The 22286-nt window shown below is 63.9% G+C and carries 20 protein-coding genes; 4 read left to right on the top strand and 16 right to left on the bottom strand.

Features of this window, described 5'->3' with window-relative positions:
- Positions 1–14: 14 nt before the first annotated feature.
- From A3AI_RS0116150 to A3AI_RS0116120, 7 genes are all read right to left on the bottom strand, one after another.
- Entirely contained in the window at positions 15–734 is a 720-nt protein-coding gene (locus tag A3AI_RS0116150; protein WP_024516589.1) for an ABC transporter ATP-binding protein, read from the bottom strand.
- A complete protein-coding gene (locus A3AI_RS0116145) occupies positions 727–1494 on the bottom strand; it encodes an ABC transporter ATP-binding protein (protein WP_024516588.1) in 768 nt (255 codons plus the stop codon). Before A3AI_RS0116145 ends, A3AI_RS0116150 begins: the two co-directional genes overlap by 8 nt.
- Positions 1487–2434: a branched-chain amino acid ABC transporter permease gene (locus tag A3AI_RS0116140; protein WP_024516587.1), complete on the bottom strand. Its 948-nt coding sequence runs from the start codon at positions 2432–2434 to the stop codon at positions 1487–1489. Before A3AI_RS0116140 ends, A3AI_RS0116145 begins: the two co-directional genes overlap by 8 nt.
- Positions 2431–3348, bottom strand: coding sequence for a branched-chain amino acid ABC transporter permease (locus A3AI_RS0116135; RefSeq protein ID WP_024516586.1), 918 nt, complete (start codon positions 3346–3348; stop codon positions 2431–2433). Before A3AI_RS0116135 ends, A3AI_RS0116140 begins: the two co-directional genes overlap by 4 nt.
- 163 nt (positions 3349–3511) lie before the next feature.
- Positions 3512–4684: an ABC transporter substrate-binding protein gene (locus A3AI_RS0116130; RefSeq protein WP_024516585.1), complete on the bottom strand. Its 1173-nt coding sequence runs from the start codon at positions 4682–4684 to the stop codon at positions 3512–3514.
- Positions 4685–4945: 261 nt separating this feature from the next.
- Positions 4946–5830 (bottom strand): sigma-70 family RNA polymerase sigma factor, encoded by an 885-nt coding sequence (locus A3AI_RS0116125; protein WP_024516584.1) that lies wholly within the window; start codon positions 5828–5830, stop codon positions 4946–4948.
- Positions 5827–6135 (bottom strand): hypothetical protein, encoded by a 309-nt coding sequence (locus tag A3AI_RS0116120; protein WP_024516583.1) that lies wholly within the window; start codon positions 6133–6135, stop codon positions 5827–5829. Before A3AI_RS0116120 ends, A3AI_RS0116125 begins: the two co-directional genes overlap by 4 nt.
- A 245-nt stretch (positions 6136–6380) precedes the next feature.
- On the opposite strand from A3AI_RS0116120, the gene A3AI_RS0116115 reads away from it, so the two are divergent.
- The 3 genes from A3AI_RS0116115 (at position 6381) to atzF (ending at position 11191) form a co-directional block, all read left to right on the top strand.
- Positions 6381–7787: a DHA2 family efflux MFS transporter permease subunit gene (locus A3AI_RS0116115; protein ID WP_024516582.1), complete on the top strand. Its 1407-nt coding sequence runs from the start codon at positions 6381–6383 to the stop codon at positions 7785–7787.
- 105 nt (positions 7788–7892) lie between these two features.
- Positions 7893–9167, top strand: coding sequence for an NAD(P)/FAD-dependent oxidoreductase (locus A3AI_RS0116110; protein WP_024516581.1), 1275 nt, complete (start codon positions 7893–7895; stop codon positions 9165–9167).
- Between the two features lie 224 nt (positions 9168–9391).
- A complete protein-coding gene (gene atzF / locus A3AI_RS0116105) occupies positions 9392–11191 on the top strand; it encodes an allophanate hydrolase (protein ID WP_024516580.1) in 1800 nt (599 codons plus the stop codon).
- Positions 11192–11295: 104 nt separating this feature from the next.
- On the opposite strand, the gene A3AI_RS0116100 is transcribed toward atzF, so the two are convergent.
- The 9 genes from A3AI_RS0116100 to ugpB all read right to left on the bottom strand — a co-directional run bounded on the left by A3AI_RS0116100 (position 11296) and on the right by ugpB (position 21069).
- A complete protein-coding gene (locus tag A3AI_RS0116100; protein ID WP_024516579.1) occupies positions 11296–12048 on the bottom strand; it encodes a GntR family transcriptional regulator in 753 nt (250 codons plus the stop codon).
- Positions 12045–12443, bottom strand: coding sequence for an oxalurate catabolism protein HpxZ (gene hpxZ / locus A3AI_RS0116095; RefSeq protein ID WP_024516578.1), 399 nt, complete (start codon positions 12441–12443; stop codon positions 12045–12047). The genes A3AI_RS0116100 and hpxZ overlap by 4 nt, the downstream gene beginning before the upstream one ends.
- 14 nt (positions 12444–12457) lie before the next feature.
- Positions 12458–13855, bottom strand: coding sequence for an AtzE family amidohydrolase (locus A3AI_RS0116090; RefSeq protein ID WP_024516577.1), 1398 nt, complete (start codon positions 13853–13855; stop codon positions 12458–12460).
- A 7-nt stretch (positions 13856–13862) separates the two neighbouring features.
- Positions 13863–14045, bottom strand: coding sequence for a DUF4089 domain-containing protein (locus tag A3AI_RS0116085; protein ID WP_024516576.1), 183 nt, complete (start codon positions 14043–14045; stop codon positions 13863–13865).
- 33 nt (positions 14046–14078) lie between these two features.
- Positions 14079–15809, bottom strand: a complete 1731-nt coding sequence (locus tag A3AI_RS0116080; RefSeq protein WP_024516575.1) for a dipeptide ABC transporter ATP-binding protein — start codon at positions 15807–15809, stop codon at positions 14079–14081.
- 5 nt (positions 15810–15814) lie between these two features.
- Positions 15815–16714 carry an ABC transporter permease gene (locus A3AI_RS0116075; protein WP_024516574.1) on the bottom strand — a complete coding sequence of 300 codons (900 nt, stop codon included), beginning with the start codon at positions 16712–16714 and terminating at the stop codon, positions 15815–15817.
- A gap of 4 nt (positions 16715–16718) precedes the next feature.
- Positions 16719–17732 (bottom strand): ABC transporter permease, encoded by a 1014-nt coding sequence (locus A3AI_RS0116070; protein ID WP_024516573.1) that lies wholly within the window; start codon positions 17730–17732, stop codon positions 16719–16721.
- A 160-nt stretch (positions 17733–17892) separates the two neighbouring features.
- Entirely contained in the window at positions 17893–19512 is a 1620-nt protein-coding gene (locus A3AI_RS0116065) for an ABC transporter substrate-binding protein (RefSeq protein ID WP_024516572.1), read from the bottom strand.
- A 237-nt stretch (positions 19513–19749) separates the two neighbouring features.
- Positions 19750–21069, bottom strand: a complete 1320-nt coding sequence (ugpB, locus tag A3AI_RS0116060) for a sn-glycerol-3-phosphate ABC transporter substrate-binding protein UgpB (protein ID WP_024516571.1) — start codon at positions 21067–21069, stop codon at positions 19750–19752.
- Between the two features lie 223 nt (positions 21070–21292).
- Here ugpB and A3AI_RS0116055 point away from each other — a divergent pair, with 223 nt between their 5' ends.
- Positions 21293–22285 (top strand): TRAP transporter substrate-binding protein, encoded by a 993-nt coding sequence (locus A3AI_RS0116055; RefSeq protein WP_051382420.1) that lies wholly within the window; start codon positions 21293–21295, stop codon positions 22283–22285.
- Position 22286 lies beyond the last annotated feature (1 nt).

Genomic DNA, 22286 nt, shown 5'->3' with positions numbered 1-22286 from the left:
GACGAGAGCCCCGCTCAAATGCCGAGATAACGATGCTGCAGACCCGGCTCGGCCATCAGATCGGCGGAGGAGCCGCTCCACACCGTGCGGCCACGCTCGATGATATAGTGGCGGTCACAGATGCGGGTGAGGTTCTCGACATTCTTGTCGATCACCAGGATCGACTGCCCGCGCGCCTTCAGCATCGACAGGCAGTTCCAGATCTCCTCGCGGATCAGCGGCGCGAGTCCTTCCGTGGCCTCGTCGAGGATCAACAAATGAGGATTGGTCATCAGGGCGCGGCCGATCGCGAGCATCTGCTGCTCGCCGCCGGAAAGCTGGTTGCCCATGTTGGCACCGCGCTCGGCCAGTCGTGGAAACAGTGCGTGGATTTTGTCCAGCGTCCAGGGATCGGATGCGCCAAGCCGGTTGGCAGAGGCTGCGACGAGATTTTCGCGCACGGTGAGATTGGGAAAGATCTGTCGGCCCTCAGGCACCAGGCCGATGCCGAGCTTGGCGATCCGATAGGACGGCAGGCTGCGCACCTCGGTGCCGGCGAAGCGGATCGCACCGGCGCGCGCGGGCGTTAGCCCCATGATGGAGCGGATGGTGGTGGTCTTGCCCATGCCGTTGCGGCCCATCAGCGAGACCATCTCGCCGCGCTTGATCGCGAGCGACAGCCCGAACAGCACCTGGCTCAGGCCATAGCAGGTCTCGATGCCCTCGACGTCGAGCAATGTCGCTGCATCAGCCATGGCGCACTACCACATGTTGATCGCCGAGATAGGCGCGCTTGACCTCGTCATTCTGCCTGATGGTGTCAGGCGTGCCGGACGCGATGACGCGGCCATAGACCAGGACGGAAATGCGATCGGCCAGTGCAAACACGGCCTCCATGTCGTGCTCGACCAGCACGATGGTGACCTCCTTGCGCAGTTCCTGCAGCAGTTTCACCATCCGCGCGGATTCGGTGACGCCAAGCCCAGCCATCGGCTCGTCCAGCAGCAGCAATTGCGGCCTGGTGGCGAGCGCCACCGCAAGCTCGAGCTCGCGCTGCTCGCCATGGCTCAAGCGCGAGACCACCACATTGGCGCGGTCGCTCAGACCCACGCGCGCCAGTGCATTCATCGCGGCCTCGCGCAGCGCGCGCTCCTTGCGGGCATCGGCGAAGAAGCGGAACGAATGCCCCTCCCGTGCCTGCGCGGCCAGCGCGACGTTGTCGGCCGCGGTGAAATCCGGCAGCAGGCAGGTGATCTGGAACGAGCGCGCCAGCCCCAGCGCGCTGCGGCGATAGGCGGGCAGCCGCGAGATGTCGCGTCCGCCAAGATAGATGCTGCCCGAATGCGGCATCAGGTGCCCGGTCAGCTGGCTGATCAGCGTGGTCTTGCCGGCGCCGTTGGGGCCGATGATGGCATGCAGCTCGCCTTGCGGCACATCGAGCGTGACATGGTCGGTCGCGATGATGCCGCCGAACCGGCGCACGAGTTTTTCCACCCGGAGCAAAAGTTCAGCCACGCGAGAACCTCCCCAGCACGCCCATGATGCCACCGCGGCCGAACAGCACGATCAACAGCAGCAGCGGCCCCATGATGATGGCCCAGTATTCGGTGATCTGCGACAACAACTCTTCCAGCAGGAGATAGACCACCGCGCCGAGCACGGGCCCGAACAGCGTACCCATGCCGCCCAGGATCACCATCACCATCAGGTCGCCGGAGCGGGTCCAGTACATCACGGCGGGGCTGACGAAATCGGTGTTGTTGGCGAGCAGCGCGCCTGATAACCCGCACATGGTGCCGGCGATGACAAAGCAGACAAGGCGATAGCGCGTGCCGGGAAAGCCGATCGCCCGCATGCGCTGCTCGTTGGAGCGCAGCCCCTGCACCACCATGCCGAAGCGGGAATTGACGATGCGCCAGATCAAGAACAGCACCAGCAGCAGGCAGGCGAGGCAGAGATAATAGAACTGCACGCGGTTCGACAGGTTGATCAGGCCGGCGAAATCGCTGCGCTTGTAGATGGTGAGCCCGTCGTCGCCGCCATAGCGCGCGAGGCCAGATGCGACGTAATAGGCCATCTGCGCGAAGGCGAGCGTGATCATGATGAAGTAGACGCCACGGGTGCGCAGCGACAGCGCGCCGATGACCAGAGCGAAGATCGCCGACGCGGCCAGCGCCACAGGAAACTGGATGAAGCCGGAGCCGATGCCTTCCTGCGCCAGCATGCCGACCGCATAGCCGCCGATGCCCAGATAGGCAGCATGGCCAAAGCTCATCATGCCGCCATACCCCATGATCAGGTTCAGGCTTGCGGCGGCCAGCGCCAGGATCACGATGCGGGTAAACATCGTCAGTACGAAGATGTTGCCGGTGAGGCTCGAATAGAGCGGCAGCAGCAGAAGTCCCGCGACGAGGAGCGCGGAGACGACGCTACGAACTTGCAACGCGGATTTCATCGGCGGTTGGCTGGAAACAGCCCCTCCGGCCGCACGACCAGCACCATTGCCATCAAGAGATAGATCAGCATCGAGGACAGCGCGGGCGCCGCCGTCGAGGCTGAGGCGGAGTCCAGCACCTGCCGCAGCAGATTGGGCAGGAAGGCGCGGCCGAGCGTATCGATCAGGCCGACAAAGATCGCGGCCAGGAATGCGCCGCGGATCGAGCCGATGCCGCCGATGACGATCACCACAAAGGCGAGGATCAAAATGTTCTCGCCCATGCCGATCTGCACGGTCAGGATCGGCGCCTGCATCAGCCCGGCGAGCCCCGCGAGCGCTGCGCCAAGGCCAAACACCAGGGTGTATAGCAGCTTGATGTTGATGCCGAGCGCGCCGATCATCTCGCGATTGGAGGCGCCGGCGCGGATCAGCATGCCGATGCGGGTGCGCATCACCCCGAGATAGAGCAAGAGCGCAACCAGCAGCGCCACCACGATGATGGCGAGGCGATAGGCCGGATAATAGATGCCGGGAAAGATCTGCACCGGCACCGTCAGCCAGGGCGGCAGCGGCAGCGCCAGCCCCGCCGGGCCCCAGATCAGCCGCACGGCTTCATTGAAAAACAGGATCAGCCCGAATGTCGCCAGAACATGGTCGAGATGATCACGGCCATAGAGATGCCGGAGCGTGGTGAACTCCAGCACCATGCCGAGCACCAGCGTTGCACCCAGCGCCAGCACCGCACCGAGCACGAAGCTCCCGGTCCAGGCGACAAAGGTCGCGGCGAAATAGGCGCCCATCATGTAGAGCGAGCCATGCGCCAGATTGACCAGGTCCATGATGCCGAACACCAGGGTCAATCCGGCTGCAAGCAGGAACAACAGCAGCCCGAACTGCAGTCCATTCAAAATCTGTTCGACGAGCAGCAGCATCGGCTCACACGTGATTAAACAAAGGCGGCAGCGTCTCGAGCATGATCCGGAAAAGTGGAAACCGGTTTTCCGAGATGACCAGGCTCAATAAAGGGACAGAGCGGGATGACGTTCAAAAGTCATCACGCTCTGGCGCTGCCGCCGTGTCTAGCAAAATCCGTGCTCACTTCATCGGACATTTGTCGTGGAAGCGGTCCTGATCGTCCTTGACGATGGTGGCGACCGTCTTCAGCGACAATTCGCCGCTTGCGTCCTTGACCACGTCCTGCAGGTAGAAATTCTGGATCGGGATGTGGTTGTTGCCGTACTTGAAGGCACCGCGCAACGACTTGAAATTCGCCTTCTCCATCTCCGCCTTCATGGCGTCCTTCTTGGAGGTGTCGCCCTTGACCGCGACCACGGCGCTGTCGATGAGTTGTGCCGCGTCATAGGCCTGCGCGCCGTAATAGGTCGGCCGCAGTCCCGGATATTTCTTGCGGTAGTCCTCGACAAAGCGCTTGTTCTGCTCGCCCGGCAGGTCGTTGACCCATTCCTGCGCGCCGGGCACGCCGATCGCATTGTCCTTCTGCAGCGGCAGCGACAATTCGTCGACGGTGAACGCCGTATAAAGCGGCATCTGCTGCTTGAGGCCCGACTGCGCATACTGGTTGAGGAACTGCACGCCGGCCGCCCCGGGATAGAACACGAAGATCGATTCGGCCTTGGAGTTGCGCGCCTTGGTCAATTCGGCGGAGAAGTCGAGCTGGCTCGGCCACACCGTATATTCCTCACCGACCACTTCGCCCTTGAAGGTGCTCTTCACACCGGCAAGCATGTCCTTGCCGGCTGCATAGTTCGGGCCGATCAAAAATACCGACTTCACGCCCTTCTGGTTCATGTAGAGGCCCATGGCCGCGGGCGTCTGGTCGTTCTGCCAGGAGGTCGAGAACACGTAAGGCGAGCACAATTCGCCGGCGAGTTGCGAAGGACCCGCATTGGCCGAAATCAGGAAGGTCTGGGAATCGACGGCCGTCTTCAGCGAGGCGAGCAGCACGTTGGACCAGATATAGCCTGCGATGAAATCGACCTTGTCGGACTGCACCAGCTTCTCGGTCTTCTGCTTGCCGATGTCGGGCTTCTGCTGGTCGTCCTCGTAAATCACCTCGACCGGCTTGCCGCCCATCTTGCGGCCGAGATGGTCGAGCGCGAGCTCGAAGGAATTGCGCATGTCGTTGCCGATCACGGCCGTCGGGCCGGAGAAGGTCGAGACAAAGCCGATCTTGATGGTGTCGCCGGCAAAGGCCGGGCTCGCCAGCGCAAGCGCAGCCGCGCCCGCCAGCCAGAATGCCGATTTCATAATATTCCCCTCCCTCAATTTCCAAAATTGAACTGTCTGCGCCGCCTCGTTGCGGTCGCACCCTGCCAGGGCGTGTCTCCATGGTTTTTTTGCGCGAATTTCCGCCCCGGCAGCAAGCTCCAAGCGAGGTTCAAGGCTTAGAACCTTCGGCCCAGCACATGTGCACCATAATTCGTGAATGTTGGAAATGGCAAGAATTATAGTGCCGGTTAGCCGGCACGGTTAACCCGCCCCAGGCCGTCGCCGGAGCCCGATCACACGCTAAATGACGTAGTCCGCGCCGTCGATGACGTAAGCGGCATGGCGGAAATCCCTGATGGTCGTGACCTTGTCTGCCGACCAGTCGAGCAGCATGAAATATTTCGCCCGCTCACCGGGCTCGCCGGGATCGAACACCAGGATGGCCGGGCGGCCCTCGACCAGTCCGGGCACCAGATGCCAGTCCGCGACCCCGGCGTAATTTCCGAAATAGCGGGACACCTCGGCCTTGCCCTGCATCCGCGTCTTGCTGACGAGCTCAAGCCTGACGTCATCGGCGATCATGGCGCGGATGGCGTCGAAATCACGCGCGTTGAAATGTGCGACATAGGCCGACAGGCGATCGCGATCGGCCTCCGACATCTTTGGCCCCGGCGCATCATCGGCTTCATCGGCGAGCTCGCGCAGCCGCGTGCGTCCGCGGTGCAGCGCAGCCTTGGCGGCCGGCAGGCTGCAGTCCATGACCTCGCAGACTTCGGCCAGCGAGCAACCCAGCACGTCGGCCAGGATCACGCTGGAGCGCTGGGCAACCGGAAGCCGCATGAAGGTGCGAAGGCTCGTGCTCGCGACCTGCCGGCTCCAGATCGCATCAGTCGGGTCCGCAATCATCTCGACCTCCTCGCCCGATTGGAAAGACGCGAGCCGGCTGCGGCGGCGCAGGAAATCCAGCGCGGTGTTGTGCGCGATCCGGAACAGCCAGCCCGCCGGATTATCGATCCGGCCCGCCGACGCAAACGCCTCGACGGCCTTGATCAGGGCGTCCTGCAGGACATCCTCGCCGTCGATCACCGAACCGACCATGCGCGCACAATAGCGATGCAGCCTGGGCCGCATCGCTACAAGCAGGCGATCGAGACTTCCCTCGGATGCGTCAGGCGTTGACGTCATTCCGTCTCCAGCATGCGATAATTGCCCACGATCCTGGCGCTGCGGACCAGCGGCATCTCGTCGCAACGATCGCGGATTCCGCTTTGGAAGGCCTGGAAGGCCGGCAGTTCGCGTAATGGGCTCGATCCGTCGTCGGCGTCGGTTACGACCAGATGAACGAAGCTGTCGTCCTCAAGCCGCAGGGCAAGGTAGCGAAGGCCGGCAGGCTTTGCATCCTTCAATTCCGCAAAAACCGCCGCAATCAGCTCGGCATTCTTTTCGGCCGATTCCGGCCTCGCTTTGTATCTGATCAGGGTACGTCTCATCGTTTTCTCCTTTTGATGATGCCGATGCCGTCACACCTGAGGCGCCATCGCGCTTCAGGTTTTGGTTGGGCATGATCTTTCCGGAAAACCGCTACACACTTTTCCGGATCATGCCCCTAGACGCACGGCGCCGGCCAAAGGATTCGCCCAAAGAAAATATTTTTTGCTCCGATCTTTTCTCCCCTCCCCGCTCGTCCTGCTCGCGGAGCCGCTCGAGGCGGCCATGGCCAAGAGGAGACGGCAACATGCAGGAAAGTCATTCGGCAGGTGAGAAGAACTGGGTGCTGGCGGTGGCGGCGCTGGCGTCATTCATGGTGGCGCTCGATACGATGGTTTTGACATCAGCACTTGCGACCATTCGCGCTGATTTCCACGCGCCGATGGAAATGCTGCAGTGGACGGTCAATGCCTATAATCTCAGTTTTGCGGTGCTGCTGCTCACGGGTGCTGCGCTCGGCGACCGCTTCGGCCGCCGCCGCATGTTTGCAACAGGCGTCGCCCTGTTCGTGCTGACCTCGATCGGCTGCGCGCTCTCCAACAACATCTATTGGCTGATCGCGGCACGGGCAGGCCAGGGAGCCGCCGCTGCGCTCACTCTGCCGCTCGCGATGGCGCTGTTGAGCGCTGTGTTTCCAAGGGAAGAGCGCGCCCGTGCACTCGGCATCTTCTCCGGTGTCACCGGCTTTGCCCTGATCGCAGGTCCTGCAGCAGGCGGCGCACTGACAGAAACATTCGGTTGGCAGTGGATCTTCTGGATCAATGTCCCGATTGGCGTCGTCGCGCTTGCCGTGATCTCGGCCAGACTGCGGGAAAGTCTTGGACCCGCGGCGGACCTCGATTTCCCGGGGCTGGCGCTGGTCGCAGCCGCAGCCTTCGCGCTGGTTTGGGCCTTGTTGCGCGGCAACGGCGCAGGCTGGCGAAGTGCCGAGGTGCTGACGGCGCTGACAGTCGGAGTGCTGCTCACGGCCGCCTTCATCGCCTGGGAGTTGCACGCGCAGACCCCGATGGTGCCAATGCGACTGTTCCGAGCGCGCGCGTTCTCGTCGGGCATTGTCGCGAGCTTCCTGTTCTACGCTGCCATGTACGGCGTGCTGTTCCTGCTGCCGCAACTGCTGCAGAGCGCGCTCGGCAATACCCCGCTCGGCGCTGGCTTGCGCCTGTTGCCCTGGACCGCGACCCTGTTCGTCACAGCGCCGGTCGCGGGCGGGCTGGTCGGCAAGATCGGCGAGCGGGCCCTCGTCGTGGTCGGACTGTTGATGCAAGCGATCGGGCTGTTGTGGATCGCTCTGATCGTTGCGCCCGACATGGCCTATTCGGCACTGATCGCGCCGCTCGTTATCGCCGGTGTCGGCGTATCGGCGGCGATGCCCGCGGTACAGAACGCAATCCTCGGCTCCGTCGCGGTGGTCGAGATGGGCAAGGCCTCCGGCATCTTCAACATGGGACGATTCCTCGGCGGCGTGTTCGGTGTCGCCCTGCTCGTCGCCACCTTCTCCGCAAACAGCGCCGGCACGTCGCCGGCGGCGTTTACCGCTGGATTTGCGGAAGCGATGCTCTCAGCAGCGCTGCTCTCGCTGTGCGGCGCGATCGCCGGGTCCTGGTTGCCGGCGCGCGAGCGCATCGTCGCCGCGCCGACGCCGAAAGGCGTGTGATTTCGATAGGATTTCGCTATCGCCCGATAGGAAGATAGAGCTTGGAGCGAGCTTGCAAATGAATACATGATCAGAAGGAAATGCACGAAACGAGGTTCCGACGCCATGACATTGACACCGCAAAATCCACATCGCGTGGTGATCGTCGGCGCCGGTTTCGGCGGGCTGGAGGCGACCTATCGTCTCAAGGGGGCGCCGGTTCAGATCACCCTGATCGACCGGCGCAACCATCACCTGTTCCAGCCGCTGCTCTACCAGGTCGCGACCGCCTCGCTGGCAACGTCCGAGATCGCGTGGCCGATCCGCTACCTGATGCACGACCGCCCCGAGGTGACGACGCTGTTCGCCACCGTGACCGGCATCGATACTGAAAACCGCCACGTGCTGCTCGACCGCGATGGTTCCGTGCCCTACGACACGCTCATTCTCGCCACCGGCGCGCGCCACACCTATTTCGGCCACGACGAATGGGAGCAATTCGCGCCGGGCCTGAAGACGCTGGAAGACGCGACCACGCTGCGGCGGCATATCCTGATCGCCTTCGAGCGCGCCGAGCGCGAAAGCGATCCGCAAAAGCGCGCCGCGCGGCTCACCTTTGCCATCATCGGCGCGGGCCCGACCGGGGTCGAACTCGCCGGCACCATCGCCGAGCTCGCCCATCACACGCTGATCGGCGATTTCCGCAAGATCGATACCCGCAAGGCACGCGTGGTGCTGATCGAGGCCGGCTCGCGCGTGCTCACGGGCTTTCCCGACCAGCTCTCCGCCTACGCGCAGGCCTCGCTGGAGCGCATCGGCGTCGAGGTGGTGCTGGGCCAGAGCGTCACCGACTGTTCGCAGGACGGCGTGGTCTATGGCGGCAAGAAACTGGAGGCGCGCACCATCATCTGGGCGGCCGGCGTGCGCGGCTCACCTGCCGCGGAATGGCTGGGCGCGCCGGCGGACCGTGCGGGCCGCGTCGAGGTCGCGCCCGACCTCTCAGTGCCCGGTCACCCCGACATCTTTGCCATCGGCGACACCGTCACGATCGCCGCCTGGGATGGCAAGCCTGTCCCCGGCATTGCTCCGGCCGCCAAGCAGCAGGGGCGCTATGTCGCCAACCTGATCAAGGCGCGCCTTGCCGGGCGGACGCTGCCGCCGTTCCGCTATCATCACTCCGGCAGCCTCGCGCAGATTGGCAAAGGGCTCGCCGTGATCGACTTCGGACGCATCCGGCTGAAGGGCGCGATCGCCTGGTGGATCTGGGGGATTGCCCACATCTACTTCCTGATCGGCCTGCGTCACCGGCTAAGCGTCGCCCTGAGCTGGCTCTGGATCTACGCCCGCGACCAGCGCTCGGCGCGGCTGATCACGCAAGGCAGCAGCAAGGTCACGACGTGAGATTGCCCAACGATTAAGCAGACAGGGCGGCCGAGGCAACGCGACCGCACCTCTTCTCAGACCTTGTAGACTCCGCAAAGCGCTGACTCCAAACCGAAAATCCGGCATGTTCCGCGTCGAGCCATGTTGTACACATGGCATACCCCTTGCTTCGCAACGGGAGAAAATTTAGTCGAAGACGCTTACGTCCCGGACAAGCTGCCGGGTTTCTTTCGGAGTCATGAGTGACCGAAACCGTTGCCGCGATCGTGGCCGCGCATCGCGCAGGCACCCTAACGCCTGCGCAGACCGTCGCACGCAGCTATCAGCGTATCCGCGACCACAACGATCCCGCCATCTTCATCTCACTGCGCGACGAAAAGGATGCGATCGCGGAGGCCGAGAGCCTCGCAGCACGCAAGGACGCGACCCGGCTGCCGCTTCTTGGCGTGCCGGTCGCCGTGAAGGACAATATCGACATGCTGGGCCTGCCGACCACGGCCGCCTGCCCGGCTTTCGCCTATTCGCCGACATTTGATGCGACCGCGGTCGCGCGGCTGCGGGCGGCCGGCGCCATTCCCATTGGCAAGACCAATCTCGACCAGTTCGCGACCGGCCTTGTCGGCGTGCGCTCACCTTACGGCATCCCGAAGAACCCGCTGCGCGCCGAGCTGTTGCCGGGCGGCTCAAGCTCGGGATCAGCGGTCGCGGTTGCCGCAGGGCTTGTGCCGCTTGCGCTCGGCACCGACACCGCGGGAAGCGGCCGCGTGCCGGCGCTGCTCAACAATATCGTCGGCCTCAAGCCAAGCCTCGGCATGATCTCGACCGCCGGCGTCGTACCGGCCTGCCGTACGCTCGACTGTGTGTCGATCTTCTCGCTCACCGTCGACGACGCCGTGACCGCACTTGCCGCCATGAGCGGCCCCGACGGCGCCGATCCATTTTCGCGCGACCGAGCGCTGGGCGAGATCACCGGGCTGCCGGCCAATTTCCGCCTTGGCATTCCCAAGAGCGGGCAATTGATCTTCTTCGGCGACAAGGCGCAAGAGGCCGCCTATCGCGACGCGCTGAAGCGGTTTGCCGCACTCGGCGCCACCCTCGTCGAATTTGACATGGAGCCGTTCTACGAGACGGCGCGGCTGCTCTATGAGGGGCCGTGGGTAGCGGAGCGCTATCTCGTGATCCGCAATCTGCTGGCGTCATCGCCCGACGCTATCCATCCTGTCACGCGCGAGGTCATTGCGCCCGGCGCGCGGCTCACCGCGGCGGAGACTTTTTCCGCGCTCTACCGGCTGCAGGGCGTCCGCAAGATCGCCGAGCGTATCCTGGCGAATTTCGATGCCATGGTGCTGCCGACAACGCCGTCGGTCTATACGACAGCGCAGGTGCTGGCCGATCCGGTCCTGCTCAACAGCCGGCTCGGCACCTACACCAATTTCGTCAACCTGCTCGACCTCTGCGGACTGGCGCTGCCAGCCTCGTTCCGCAGCGACGGCCTGCCGTTCGGCGTCACCCTGCTCGCACCTGCCGGGCGCGATGCGCTGCTCGCCTCGATCGGCCGCGTCTTCCACGCCGACACCAGGCTCGGTGTCGGCGCCAACAACATTGCGCAGCCGCCGCTCGCGCCGCTGCCGGCAAGTGTCGGCCAGGACGACATTCCGATCGCCGTGGTCGGCGCGCATCTGTCCGGCATGGCGCTGAACGGTGAATTGAAGGCGCTATCCGGGCGGCTGGTCGAGACCACCGTGACGGCGCCCGACTACAAGCTCTATGCGCTCGACACCACCCCGCCAAAGCCGGGCATGCTGCGCGTCGAGCCTGGTACGGGCACGGCGATAGAGCTGGAGATCTGGGCGCTGTCGGCCGCCGCCTTTGGCAAATTCGTCGCAGCAATCCCGCCGCCGCTCTCGATCGGCACCATCCGGCTCGCCGACGGCCGCAATGTGAAGGGCTTTATCGTCGAGCCGGCCGCGCTCGAGCGCGCGCGGAATATCTCCGAGTTCGGCGGCTGGCGGGCGTATATGGCGGAAGCCGCTGCGGTGTGATTTGGCACCGTCATTCCGGGGCGATGCGACAGCATCGAACCCGGAATCTCGAGATTCCGGGTTCGCGCTTCGCGCGCCCCGGAATGACGGAGAGAGAGCGCGCGCTACACCGACACCGCGTAGAGCTCGTACTCGTCGCGCACCAGCTCGATATGCGCGCGCATCGCGAGCTCGGCGCCGGCCTTGTCGCCCCGCATGATCGCGACCACCACGCGGTCGTGCTCGGCGTGCGACTTCGCGAGCCGCCCGAGATTGCGGAACTGGGCGCGGCGGAACGGCTGCACGCGCACCCGGGTCGCAAGCGTCATCTCGGCAATGTAGGTGTTCTGCGAGCCAGCATAGATCGTGTTGTGGAAGCGCTCATTGACCTCGTGGAAGCGGTCCGGGTTGCCGGCATAGGAGAGCACGCGCAACTCCTCATGCACGGCCTCCAGCTGGTGACGCTCGACCGGGGTCATGCGCTCGGCGGCAAGACCGGCGCAGATCGCTTCCAGTTCCGCCATGGCCTCGAACATGCCGGTCAGCCGTTCCAGCGTCGGTCGCGCCACCACGGCGCCGCGATGGGCGCGGGTTTCGACCAGCCCGGAAGCCGCGAGCTGGCGCAGCGCCTCGCGCACCGGGGTGCGCGAAACGTTGAAGCGGCGGGCGATTTCGGTCTCGTCCAGCGGCGCGCCTGGCCCCAGCGTGCCGCGCACGATCTCATCAGCGAGTTGGAGCCGCAGTTCTTCTGCCCGGGTGATCTTTTCCGCAGGCCCCGACGCCCGGTCGACACGCCGAACCACGACCCCGTCCTTGGCCCCTTCTTTAGCCCTTTCCTTGGGCGAGGCGCTGTTGGCGGGGAGATCGTCGAGGCTCATGTGGCAACAACCTTTGGTTCATCGATGATGCTGACATGGGCAGCGACGATTCTCCAGCCTTCCGGGAAACGGACCCAGGTCTGCATTTGCCGTCCGACCCGACCGGGCGCACTGTCGCGGTAGAACAGGGTCGAGGCCACAGCGGTGTCCCGGCCGTAGGTCGTGATCACGGTCCGCGCGGTGCTGCGCATCAGTCCGACCGGCGAGCGGGCGGCGCGGAAGGCGTTGATCTCGGCATGGCCATAGAGATTCTCGCCGATGCCATAGCGCAGCGTGCGGGGATCGTTGCGGAACAACTCCCCGAGCACGGCAACGTCGTTGTTGACCAGCGCGGTCTCATAGCGCTCGAATTGCGCGGTCATTTCGGCGACGACGTCAGGCAGATCGATATCCATCTCTTCGTGATCCTCTAGAGTCCTTTCGGCTGCGGCGCGACGGCAACGCCCATCTGCTCGAGCGCGAAGGCCACTCGCAGTGCGATGTCCTCGCGCCACGGCGCGGCGATGATCTGCACCCCAATAGGCATCGGCTCCAGCGGGACCGGCACCGCAACGGCAGGCAGGCCGATGAAGGAGATCGGCTGGGTGTGGATGCCGATATTGGCGCGCACCGGCAGCTCGACGCCGTCGAGCACGAAGGCCGACTGGCCGAGCTTGGGCGCAACGCAGGGCGTCGCCGGCGCAATGATCACGTCGACCGTCTTGAACAGGTCTGCCACCTGCGCGCGATACCAGCAGCGGAATTTCTGCGCGCGATCGACCAGGGGCGCGGGGATCATGGCGCCCGCGATCAGCCGGTCGCGCACCGCGGGATCGAAATCGTTGGGGCGCGTGCGCAGGCGCTCAAGATGCAGTGAGGCGCCTTCGACCGTGGTGACGACATAGGCCGCAGCGCGGGCGCGGGCCGCCTCGGGCAGCTCAACCGTCTCACTCACATTCAGCGCCCTTGCGACACGCGCGACCGCTTCCTTGGCTTCGGCAAAGACGTTCTGCTGGAAGTAGCCGCCGGCGAGAGCGATGCGAAGATCGCCGAGGCCCTGGCCGACCAGCGATGTCACGGGCTCGATCTCGCGCGTCGCGCAGGCGCCATCATCCGCGTCGGGACCCTGCATGGCGTCATAGGCCAGCGCAAGGTCGGTTACACTGCGCGCGAACGGGCCAAGATGATCGAGGCTTGCGACAAAGGGAAAGGAGCGCGCACGCGACAATCGTCCATAGGTCGGTTTCAGGCCGAAGATGCCGCAGAACGAGGACGGCACGCGGATCGAGCCGTTGGTGTCGGAGCCGAGCGCGATCGGCACCAACGCGCCGCCGACGGCACTGCCCGAGCCGCCCGAGGAACCGCCGCTCATCCGCGTCGGGTCATGCGGGTTGCGCGACGGTCCGTCATGGACGTTCTCGCCGGTGAAGTCATAGGCGTATTCGCCCATGTTCAGCGCGCCGACCAGCACGGCGCCGGCCGCTTCCATCCGCTCGATCAGGGTTGCATCGCGCGAAGCCGGCGGCAGGTCACGGTTGATCTTCGAACCTGCGCGGGTCGCAAGCCCCTTCACGTCGAACAGGTTCTTGACGGCGAAGGGAACGCCGGCGAGCGGACCGACCCCCTCGCCTGCGGCGAGCGCAGCATCGATCGCGCGCGCCCTGGCGCGGGCGCGATCGCCGGTCACGTCGGTGAAGGAATTGAGCACCGTATCGTGCTGCTTGATCCGCGCCAGCGCGGCTTCGGTGACGGAAAGCGCGGACATCTTGCGTGCTGCGACCGCTTGCGCGATCTCCGCGGCGGAAAGTCCAATCGGGTTTGCAGTCATCACGGCATCAAGCGCTAAAGATGGGGGCAGGCTCAGTCTCGTCCGGCAGCGCAAAGGCGTCGACCATCCGCGCCAGCTTCAGCGACACATCGAGATTGGCCCTGATCGCCGGCCGCCAGGCATCCTCGACCGGCAACGCCAGTGCGTTTGCAAGGGCATCGATGTAGTCGTCAAGCGGGTCAGCAGCCATACCTATCCTTTGCCTCGTCTTTGCCTTGGCGCGTCAGTGCACCGGCAGTGGCGGATGCGGAATCGCTGTCAGGAGCTCCCTGGTGTAGGGATCTTGCGGGTCCGAAAGCACTTGCTCGGCCTGCCCCTGCTCGACGATCCGTCCCGTGCGCATCACGATCACACGATCGCACAACAAGCGTACCACATTCAAATCATGGGACACGAACAAATAGCTCATGCCCAGGGAGGCCTTGAGGTCCTGCAGCAGGTTCAGCACCACGGCCTGCACGGAGACGTCGAGCGCCGCGGTCGGCTCGTCCAGGATGACGAGTTTGGGGTGGAGCGCGATCGCGCGCGCGATGCCGACACGGGCCTTCTGGCCGCCGGACAATTGATGCGGGAAACGATCCAGCAAATTGAGCGGCAGGCCGACCAGGGTGGCCAGCTCCTCGCAGCGGGCGCGCGCGTCGCGGCCCCTGATGTCGCCAAGTTGCAGGATCGGATCGACGATGGCGCGGGCCGCGGTGAAGCGCGGGTTGAGGCTGTCGGTCGGATCCTGGAACACCATCTGGATCTGGCTGCGCAAAGGCAGCCGCGCAAAGGCGTTCGGCATGATGGCGCCGATCTCCTCGCCATTGAACACGATGCGGCCCGAGGTCTGGTCGAGCAGCCGCATCACCATCATCGACGTCGTTGACTTGCCGCAGCCGGATTCGCCGACCAGACCGACGCTCTCGCCTCGGCCGACGGAGAAGCTGATGCCATCGACGGCGCGAAAGACTTCCGGCTCGACCGGCGGCTTGCGGGAGAAGAGTTTGGACAGCACCGCAGTGGCGCCCTGGCGGGGATATTCCTTGACCAGCTTTTCGACGAGAAGGAGGGGTTGGCAGTCGCCGCTCTTCTCCCTCTCCTCGCCCTTCAGGGGGTCGCGGCGAGCGGAGCTCGCGCTGAGAGGCGCCTCCTCTGGCAACAGGTCACGCAGGGACACGCCGATCCGCGGTGTCGCGCGCATCAGCTTCTTTGTGTAGGGGTGCTGCGGGTTGGCAAAGATCTCGGCAGATTTCGCCGTCTCGACCACCCGGCCCTTCTCCATCACCACCACGCGGTCGCAATAGGCAGCAGCGAGCCCGAGGTCATGTGTGATCAGGATGGTCGACATGCCGCGCTTTTTGGTGAGCTCGACGACCAGGTCCATCACCGCCTTCTGCGTGGTGACATCGAGGCCGGTGGTCGGCTCGTCCGCGATCAGGAGCTGCGGGTTGCAGGCGAGCGCTAGCGCGATGACGACGCGCTGGCACATGCCGCCGGAAAGCTCGAACGGATAGGCGTGATAGCGCTCGCGGGGACGGGCGATCTTGACCTGCTCCAGCGCTTGAATCGCCTTCTCGCCACGTTCGACTACGGTCGATTGCTGCACATGCTGGCGCAGCACGTCCTCGATCTGGTCGCCGACTTTACGGATCGGGTTGAGCGCGGCGCGCGGGTTCTGGAAGATCATCGAGATTTCGCGGCCACGCAGGTCGCGCATTGCGCCTTCGCTGGCGGCTTTCACATCGATGCCGGAGAACATCACCGAGCCCTCGGCGATTTTTCCCGCGCGGTCGAGGATCCGCATCACCGCATAGGAGGTCACCGACTTGCCGGAGCCGGATTCGCCGACAATGCCGAGCGTCTCGCCCTTGCCGACGCTGATATTGACATGCTGCACCGCCTTGACGATGCCGCGGCGGGTGGTGAACTCCACCGTGAGATCGTGCACGTCGAGCAGGGGTTGCGCGGTCATGCTGGTCACGTCCGTCGTTGCGGGTCGACGATGTCGCGCAGGCCGTCGCCGAGCAGGTTGAAGCAGAACACCGCGATCATCAGCGCGAGGCCCGGGAACAGCGCGATCCACCATTCGCCTGACACCATGAAGCTCGCGCCCTCCGCGACCATGATGCCCCATTCCGCGGTCGGCGGCCGTACGCCAAGCCCAATGAAGGAGAGACCGGCGGCGTTCAAAATCGCGTAGCCCATGGTCAGCGACATCTGCACGATCATGATCGGCATGATGTTGGGCAGGATATGCCCGAGCAGGATGCGGAACTCGGTATTGCCGGAGAGCCGCGCCGCCTGCACGAAGCCGGCATCGCGGCGAACGTTGGCCTCCGCACGCGCGACGCGGGCGTAGAGCGGGAAGTTCACGATCGCCGTCGCAATGATGATGTTCTGCACGGTGTTGCCGAGTGCGGCGACGATGCCCATCGCCAGCACGAACAGCGGGAAGGCCATGATGGTGTCGGCGATGCGGCCTACGATGCGGTCAGTCCAGCCGCCGAAATAGCCGGCCGCGATGCCGGCGAGCCCGCCCATCAGGAACACCAGCACCACGGAGGCAACCGCGATGAAGGTGTCGAGCCGGGTTGCGACCACGACACGGCTGAAGATGTCGCGGCCCAATTGGTCGGTGCCGAACCAATGCGCCGCCGAGGGCGGCTTCAGCGCCGCGACCGTATCGGAGGCGAGCGGATCGTAGGGAACGATATAGGGCCCGAACAGGGCAGCGAAGAGGATGACGACCAGCAGGCCGAAGGCAAATGCCGTGACCTTGTTCTCGCCGAGCACATAGCGGGTGTGCTCGAACAGCGCGATCAGCCCCGAAGACCGTGCGGGCGCGGCAGGTTCAACCGTCGGCGCGACGCTGCTCATGACTTCAGCCCTCCAGCCGGACGCGTGGATCGATCACGCCATAGAGGATGTCGATCAGCAGATTGAGAACGACGTACATCACCGCCATGGTGAGGACAAAACCCTGCACCGGCGCGAAGTCCGAGGAGATCAAGGCTTCCACCGCATAGGAGCCGATGCCGGGCCAGGCGAACACCTTCTCCACCAGCACATTGGCGCCGAGCAGGAAGGAGAACACCATGGACAGCGTGGTGATGACCGGCAGCAAGGCGTTGCGGAACGCATAAGTGACGATCACCTTGCCGGGTGCGAGCCCGCTGGCGCGCGCGGTGCGCACGAAATCGGACGCCAGCACCGAGAGCATGGAGGCGCGGGTCATGCGCGCGATCGGCGCCAGCGAGAAGATTGCAAGCGTCGCCGCGGGGAGGATGAGCTGGCTCAGTGCCGAGCGGAACGCCTCGAAATCGCGCTCGATCAGGGCGTCGATCAAATAGAAGCCGGTCACCGTCGGCGGCGCGCTGTAGAACACATCGAGACGGCCGAGCGGCGCGGGCGACCAGCCAAGCAGGAAATAGAACACATAGACCAGCACCAGCCCGGTGAAGAACACCGGCAGCGACACGCCGGCCGTTGTCGTCACACGACAGAGATGATCGATCCAGGAGCCTGGTCTGGTTGCGGCAAGCACACCCAATGGCAGCGCGATCGCAACTGAAATGATGAGGCCGAGCAAGGTGAGCTCGGCGGAGGCCGGCAAACGATTGCGGATTTCAGTCGCAACCGGCTGGCCTGTGGTCAGCGACGTTCCGAGGTCGCCATGGGCGAGATCGTTGGTGTAGCGGATGAACTGCTCAATCAGCGGCCGGTCGAAGCCGAGTTTCTTGCGGATCTGCTCGACCGCCTCCGTGGTCGCCGCGGGACCTGCAAAATAGGCGGCGGGATCGCCGGGCAGCGCGCGGGTCAGGAGGAAGGTCACGATCACGACCCCGATCAGGCTCGGGACCGCAAACATCAGCCGCTTGCCGATCAGGCTCAGCATGGACGCGTCTCCACGCAGCGTGGACGGTGGCGGGGCATGCCAGGGCCGTTCCAGACATGCCCCCCACCTGGACGCAGCCCGCTTGCGCGGGGCGCATCCATCCTTCCCCCAGCTCCCGAGGGAAAGCGAAAACTGTCAAAACCGATTTGGCGCGCGGCACTCACGCCTTCACCAGGCTGCGATAGTCGAGCCGGCGGTGGAACCAGTATTGATAGCCGGAGATGTTCTTCTGCATCGCGACGTTGACGAAGGGCTGATAGAGCGGGATGCGCGGAATGTCGCTAAAGGCCAGATCGACAAAGCCCTTCACGTCCTTGTCGTAGGCTGCGGTGTCGCCGGTTGCGGCCGACTCGCGCGCGCCGTCGATGAGCCTGTCCATCTCCGGCGACTTGTAGCTCATGGTGTTGAAGATCGAATTGTTGCCGTGATAGCACCAGTAGAAGAAGTATTCGGGGTAATCGAGCCAGCCCGAGAATACGTTGGTGAACAGCGGCATTTCCTTCTTGGTGAGTTCGGTGCGCCAGTTGGCGCCGGGCACCTTGTTGATCGTGCATTTGATGCCGATCTGGCCCAGGCTCTCCTGCACCAGCACGCAAAGCGGCTCGTTGACCTGCGCGAAATTGAGGTCGAATGACAGCGTGGTCTCGATGCTGTTGGCGTAGCCGGCTTCCGCCATCAGCGCCTTGGCCTTCTCCATGTCGGTGAAATATTTATGGGCTTGCGGCCAGCCGACCTCGGTCGGCTTGTCTGCGGGCGCGCCGAACATCGGGTTGGCGAGGCCGAACAACACCGCGTCCATGATCTTCTGATAGGGCAGCGCATAGGCCACCGCCTGCCGCACCTTGAGATTGTCGAACGGCGGCTTGGTGACGTTCATGCCGATATACTGGATGCCGTTGGAAAACGGCAGCGACACCACGTTGAGCTTGCTCTCCGCCTTCATCTCCTGAAAGTCCTTGTTCGGCAGCTCATAGGAGATATCGGCGTCGCCCCGTTCGAGCAGCGCGCGGCGGTTGCCGGCCTGCGGCACCATGCGCCAGATCACGCGCCTGATCTTCGGCACGGGCCCGCCGACCCAGGCGTCGTTGCGCTCCATCACCACTTCGGTGCCCGCGGTCCATTTGGTCACCTTGTAGGCGCCGGAGCCCGCGGTCTGTTGCTTGGTGTATTCGAGGCCCCAGGGGTCCTTCTCGGAGGCGCTCCTTTTCACCAGCTCCGAATTGACCACGCAGGGCACGATGACCGCGAGGTCGGGAATGGTGAGCTTGTCCTTTTTGAGAAAATCGACGCGCACCGTGTAGTCGTCGACGATGACGAACTGCTCGGGCTTGGTGAGCGAGCCCGCGCTCATCTGGAAGGTCGGGAAGCCGCCAACGCTGACCGCGCGGTCGAGCGACCATTTGACGTCCTTCGCGGTGACCGGCGCGCCGTCGTGGAATTTGGCGTTCTTCTTCAATTTGAAGGTGACCGACATGTCGCCGAGGTTCATGTCCTCGGCGAGTTCGCCCTTGATCTTGTCGCGATCGTAATAGGGCACGCCGCCCGGGCCGCTTTTCATCTCATGGGTGATCAGCCGGTCGTAGCAATTCCACGACACCTCATAGCCGGGCACGTTGGTGCCGACGCCATGGATGTCGAGATTGTTTGGCCCGCCTTCGGAGACGATCAGGAGCGTCTCGGACCGCGCATCGGCCTTGGCGGGCGAGAAGATCGCAGGCGCCGACACCATGGTGCCCGCGGCCAATCCGGAGACGGATTTGAGGAAGTCGCGGCGTTTCATGGGTGATGCTCCAACATTGGCAGGACAACCGATTGGAGCTAGCATCGCAAGGTTCGTGCCAAGGCGTAACGAATGCCGAGTGGCGCGATAAACCCATGATTTGATTTCAGGATCTTGTCGGACTGTTCTGACGGCGGCCAGGCCGATTGCATACAAAGACGCGCAATTGCTCACAAAAAGAGCAATTTAATTTGGCAGGTCCTTAATTTGGCAGGTCCTTTTATTGACGGGCGCCCGTTAACGATCCGGGTTTGCCCGCTCGAACTGGCGCAGCAGCCGATTTCCTCGCCCGGCCGCGGAATCGAGTGCGACCTGGGCCGATTTCTTACCCGCAAACGCCAACTCCAGTTCGTCTTCGATGGCGTCGCGGATCAGCACGAACGATCCGAGCCGGATGCCTCTCGAATTCTCCGTGGGCGGTTTGAGGGTGATCTGTTCGATCGAGATCGCAGCGCCGGGAGTGCGGTCGTAGAACCCTTGCGAGCGGGTCAGGTCGAAGGCGGCGCGGGTGATCGGCAAATAGCCCGTGTTCTGGTGCCAGGCGGCCTGCACCTCGGGCCGGGAGAGAAAGGCAAAGAACTTGGCAACGCCCTTGTATTCTTCGGGCGGGCGGTCGCGCAGCACCCACAACGTCGCGCCCCCGATAATGGAATTTTGCGGCGCCCCCTCGATGTCGGGCCAGTAGGGCAACATACCGTAACCGACCTCGAACTTCGAATTGGCGACGATGTCCGCGCGCGTCGCGGNCGAGCCGATGAAGATGCCGCACTCGCCATCCTGGAAGCGCGGCTCCGCCGACTGCGCGCGCCCGGAATAATCGAACACTTTTGTTTTCTGCCATTCGGCAAGCTGGGCGATATGCCGCATCAGCAGCGGATTGTTGAAGGTCAGAACTGCGTCGAGCCCACCAAAGCCGTTGGCGCGGCTCGCAAGCGGCAGATTGTGGAAGGCGGAGAAGTTCTCGACATTGATCCAGGAGGGCCAGGACGTCGTGAAGCCGCAAGCTACGCCCCGATCGCGCAATCGCGTCGCGTCCTGCCCCACCTCCGGCCAGGTCTTCGGCGGCTGGTTCGGATCGAGGCCCGCATCACGGAACATGTTCTTGTTGTAATAAAGGATCGGGGTCGACGCGTTGAACGGGAACGACAGCATATTGCCCTTGGCATCTGCGTAATAGCCAGTCACGGCCGGCAGATAGGCCGACGGCGAAAACGCCTCTTGCTGGTCCCGCATCAATTCATAGACCGGATAGATCGCGCCGCGCGCGGCGGTCATGGTCGCGGTGGCGATCTCGTTGACCTGGACTATGGCCGGCTGGCTCTTGGAGCGGAACGCGAACACCGCCGCGGTGACGGTCTCCGTGTAGTTGCCCTTGTAGCTCGGCACAATCCGGTAATCGGATTGCGAGGCATTGAAATCGGCGGCGAGTTTCTCCACCTGCCGGCCGAGCTCGCCGGACATCGCGTGCCACCACTGGATTTCGATTGCGGCGCGAGCCTGGGTCGCGAAGCCTATTGTCGCGGCGACGATGGCCAATGATCTGAGGGCTTGTCTCACGCCAAAACACTCCCAATCCGCCCGTCTGAAAACGTGTGACGGCGCAGAAATTCGCGCCTGAGTATATTGCGGCGCTGCACAGTATTAATCGCGAAAAATCGTCGATCCGTCAGGCCATTGACGCCCCGGAACCGGTCGGCACAATAGCGCGATCCCGCCTCTCGATGCAAAGCGCATTGAACCTTTTCCAATCTGCATCGACATCATCACGAGGGGATGAAAGTTGGCTGAGTACGACGCCGAGCTTTGGCGGGCTTGTGTACTCGTTGTGGCGCTGTTGACCACAGTCGCCCCCACGAGCGTTGTCGCGCGCGAATTTCGTGCCGCCGATACCCAAAGCGAAGACTATCCCACCGTCCAGGCCCTGAACTACATGGGTGGCCTGATCGAGCGGCGCAGCGCCGGACGGCTCAAAATCCGGGTGTTCCATTCCCGTCAACTGGGCGAGGAAAAGGAAACCATCGAGCAGACGCGCGTCGGCGCCATCGATCTCAATCGTACAAATGTCGCATTGCTGGGCAGTTTCGTGCCGGCGATGAACGTTTTGGCTATGCCGTTTCTGTTCCATTCCGCCGAGCATCTCCAGAAAGTGCTGGACGGCCCGATCGGCCAGGAGATGCTGGCAAGTTTCGAGCCCTACGGCTTTGTCGGGCTCGCGTTTTACGATTCCGGGGCGCGCTCGATCTATTCCAGCATGCGGCCGGTCCGCGCGGTCGCCGATCTCAGGGGCCTGCGCATTCGTGTGCAGCAATCGGAATTGATGTCGGACATGATGCGCACGCTTGGCGCCGAACCGGTCGAGTTGCCCTATGGGCAGGTGCTGACTGCGCTGGCCACCCGTCTGATCGATGGGGCGGAGAACAACTGGCCCTCCTACATCACGACGGATCACTACAAGCATGCGAGCTTCTACGCCCTCACCGAGCACACCATGAGCCCGGAGGTGCTGGTGATGTCGCAAAAGGCCTGGAAGAGCCTCTCGGAAGCGGACCGGCAGATCTTCCGCGAAGCTGCCGCCGCCTCCAGCCGCTTCATGCATGAGAAATGGCGCGATCTCGAACAGCGCTCGCGTGAGCAGGCGGAAGAAGCTGGGGTCACCGTCATCAGAGATTTCGACCGCAAGCCGTTCGAAGCGGCGATGGCCCCGATCTATCAAAAAGCCCGGCGCGATCCGGCAGCGGCCGCGCTGATCGATCGCATTCGCAAGGTGGAGTGAG

Source organism: Bradyrhizobium sp. Tv2a-2 (genome assembly GCF_000472425.1).
Lineage (GTDB): Bacteria > Pseudomonadota > Alphaproteobacteria > Rhizobiales > Xanthobacteraceae > Bradyrhizobium.
This window is presented reverse-complemented; position numbering and strand designations above follow the sequence as displayed.